A 2,142-nucleotide genomic window follows, 5' to 3' on the forward strand; every position below is an offset into this window, starting at 1 on the left:
CGGGCGATTCGCTGGTGGCGGGCACCTTGGTCGGCCTCGTACAGGGCGAGCCGTTGGCCGATGCCGTTCAGCGCGGTTTGCGCCTTGCCGCCGCCACCTTGACCCGTCTTGGAGTATAAAATGGCCCTGCCGTCCGCCGTTCGCCTGTTGCCCGAAGTCGCCGATGCTCTGGCCGAGGGCCGCCCGGTGGTCGCGCTCGAATCGACGATTATCGCCCACGGCATGCCCTATCCGCAGAATGTGGAAACCGCGCGCCGGGTCGAAGGGTTGATCCGCGCGGGCGGCGCGGTTCCGGCGACGATTGCCGTGGTCGATGGCGCGATTCAAGTGGGCCTCGACGCCGATCTGCTGGAGCGGCTCGGCACGGCGGACACTGTGGCGAAACTCTCGCGCCGCGACCTGCCGATGGCGATTGCCACCAAACGCCTGGGCGCGACGACGGTCGCGACAACGATGATCGGCGCCAGCCTCGCCGGGATTTCGATTTTCGTCACGGGCGGCATCGGCGGGGTTCACCGGGGGGCGGAGCAGAGTTTCGATATTTCCGCCGATCTCACGGAACTCAGCCGCACCAATGTCGGCGTGGTCTGCGCCGGAGCGAAATCGATCCTCGATTTGCCGAAAACCCTGGAGACGCTGGAAACCCTGGGCGTGCCGGTTATCGGCTATCAGACGGATCGGTTCCCGCCCTTCTACGCCCGCACCTCCGATCTGCCGGTCGATCATCGCGCCGAAAGCGCGGCGGAAATCGCGGCTATTCTGGCGGCAAAATGGGCGCTGGGGCTCGATGGCGGCGCGGTTATCGCCAATCCCGCGCCTGCCGAAACCGCGCTGCCCGCCGATGAGATCGAAACCTATATCGCTCAAGCCATTGCCGAAGCCCGCGCCCAGGGCGTGCGCGGCAAAGCGGAAACGCCGTTTCTGTTAAAACGCATCACCGAACTGACAGGCGGCCGGTCGCTCGCCGCCAATATCGCTTTAGTCGAAAATAATGCGCATCTAGGGGCCGCCATTGCGGTTGCCTTGGCGGGACGGCGCGCTTTCGGGTAACATGCTTTGGCCGAGCCTTGGCGTTTCGGCAAAGCTTCATTTTTATCTCGATCCTCCGTCCCTCCCGGACGGCGGAAAAAAAAGGGTTATCGTCAACCGCATGGCCCAGTCGCCCTCCTCGAACGCGCCGCCGACCGTCTCGACCCTGAGCGGCAATAAAATCGCGATCGATCCGCAACTCGCGCTGTTTATACAGCAGATGGCGAGTAAGGAGTTCGTGGCGGAAGATATGGTGGCGCTGGCGCGCACGGTCTATGTGCATGTGCTGCTGCGGGCACGGCAATCCTCCGAGGGGCACCGGATGAGCCGCGATTTGATCCTCGGGCTCACGGGGCGCGTGCTGACCCAGATGGTCGGCTTCTACCTGGACGCCAGCGATGTCGCCGATCTGCTCGATGAGGCCGATGCCCCCGCCGCCAAAGGCGGGGAGGAAGCGGAGGCCGATGCGCCCAGCGACCCGATGGAAGCGCGGCGCAAGCGTTTGGCGGCAGCAAAACAAAAATCTGGCGGTTAATTCGCAAAAAGCCATTGAATTTTCACAAAGGCTTGCCAAAGTACCTGAATGCCCTGGCAGGTTTGCCAGGGGTTGAGACGGAGGGAATTATGGCTCAAGGTTGGCAGACGCCGGGTTGGCAGTCGCAGCGCACGACGCGCACCGTCGATCAGGCGGCATACGACGCCGGCCTGCGCAGCTATATGTTGCGCATTTTCGCGTATATGGCCGGTGGTTTGGCGGTAACGGGGCTTGTCGCCGCAATGGTGGCGAGCAGCCCAGCAATGGTTCAGATGATCTTCGGCACGCCGCTGAAGTGGGTGGCGATGCTCGCCCCGATTGGCGTGGTTCTCCTGTTCTACGGGATGATCCACCGCATGTCGGCAGCCACGGCGCAGGCCGTGTTCTGGGGGTATTCGGCGCTAATGGGCGTGTCGATGGCCAGCATCTTCTTGGTCTTTACCGGCCAGTCGATTGCGCAGGTCTTCTTCATCTCGCGTCGGTGTTCTTGACGGCGGCGGTTTACGGTTACACGACGAAGAAGGACCTTACCTCCATCGGCAGCTTCCTGCTGATTGGCATGGTCGGTATCTTCATCG

At 62.9% G+C, this 2,142-nt stretch carries 4 protein-coding genes; all 4 read left to right on the forward strand.

Translation table 11 applies throughout. The annotated features are described in order from the left end of the window. Positions 1 to 14: 14 nt before the first annotated feature. The 4 genes from VZ95_RS29305 (at position 15) to VZ95_RS11675 (ending at position 2,055) form a co-directional block, all read left to right on the forward strand. Positions 15 to 119 carry a hypothetical protein gene (locus VZ95_RS29305; protein WP_408606082.1) on the forward strand — a complete coding sequence of 35 codons (105 nt, stop codon included), beginning with the start codon at positions 15 to 17 and terminating at the stop codon, positions 117 to 119. A 1-nt stretch (position 120) separates the two neighbouring features. Beyond that, positions 121 to 1,050 carry a pseudouridine-5'-phosphate glycosidase gene (locus tag VZ95_RS11665; protein ID WP_045775991.1) on the forward strand — a complete coding sequence of 310 codons (930 nt, stop codon included), beginning with the start codon at positions 121 to 123 and terminating at the stop codon, positions 1,048 to 1,050. Between the two features lie 100 nt (positions 1,051 to 1,150). Further along, positions 1,151 to 1,564: a hypothetical protein gene (locus VZ95_RS11670; protein WP_156995256.1), complete on the forward strand. Its 414-nt coding sequence runs from the start codon at positions 1,151 to 1,153 to the stop codon at positions 1,562 to 1,564. A gap of 89 nt (positions 1,565 to 1,653) precedes the next feature. After that, complete coding sequence (locus tag VZ95_RS11675) at positions 1,654 to 2,055, forward strand: Bax inhibitor-1/YccA family protein (RefSeq protein ID WP_052711705.1); 402 nt, start codon at positions 1,654 to 1,656, stop codon at positions 2,053 to 2,055. Positions 2,056 to 2,142: the final 87 nt, after the last annotated feature.

This window comes from Elstera litoralis (genome assembly GCF_000963705.1).
Lineage (GTDB): Bacteria > Pseudomonadota > Alphaproteobacteria > Elsterales > Elsteraceae > Elstera > Elstera litoralis.